This is a genomic window from Vibrio sp. 10N.222.52.B7, from assembly GCF_041474275.1.
GTDB classification, from domain to species: Bacteria; Pseudomonadota; Gammaproteobacteria; order Enterobacterales; family Vibrionaceae; genus Vibrio; species Vibrio crassostreae_C.
Window position 1 is genome coordinate 4,559 of record NZ_JBFRTU010000149.1, and the last position, 791, is coordinate 5,349.

Sequence of the window (791 nt, forward strand, 5' to 3'; positions counted from 1 at the left end):
AAAAAGATGGGTATCAACCCATATAAAGAGTGGGAAGCGAACTATCAAATCCTACCTGGTAAAGAGAAAGTCGTCGCTGAATTGCAAAAACTGGCTGAGAACGCAGACCATGTTTATCTCGCAACCGATTTGGACCGCGAAGGAGAAGCTATCGCATGGCACCTTCGTGAGATCATCGGTGGCGATGAAACGCGATACAAGCGAGTGGTTTTTAACGAAATCACCAAGAATGCTATTCAACAAGCTTTCGAAACTCCAGGTGAGCTAAATATTGATGGCGTAAACGCACAACAAGCACGACGTTTTATGGACCGTGTTGTTGGCTTTATGGTGTCACCTTTGCTTTGGAAAAAAGTAGCACGAGGCCTATCCGCTGGCCGTGTTCAATCAGTCGCTGTAAAACTACTGGTTGAGCGCGAGCGCGAGATCAACGCTTTTATCCCTGAAGAGTTCTGGGATGTGCATGCTGATACCAAAACAGCAGAGAAAACAGATTTCAGACTGCAAGTCGCTCAGAAAGACGGCGTTGCGTTTAAACCTGATAATGAAGCGCAAACACAAGCTGCAGTTAGCGTTTTAGAAAAAGCGCAATACGAAGTCTGTAAACGTGAAGACCGCCCAACTAAGAGTAAGCCGTCTGCACCTTACATCACGTCGACACTGCAACAAGCGGCGAGTACCCGTCTTGGTTATGGCGTAAAGAAAACCATGATGCTGGCTCAACGCCTGTATGAAGCGGGTTACATCACTTATATGCGTACTGACTCAACCAACTTGAGTTCAGAAGCTGT

At 46.5% G+C, this 791-nt stretch carries 1 protein-coding gene; it reads left to right on the top strand.

Annotation, left to right across the window (positions count from 1 at the left end):
- On the top strand, positions 1-791 hold a 791-nt coding region (locus tag AB4512_RS21885; RefSeq protein WP_372175649.1), incomplete at both ends, for a DNA topoisomerase.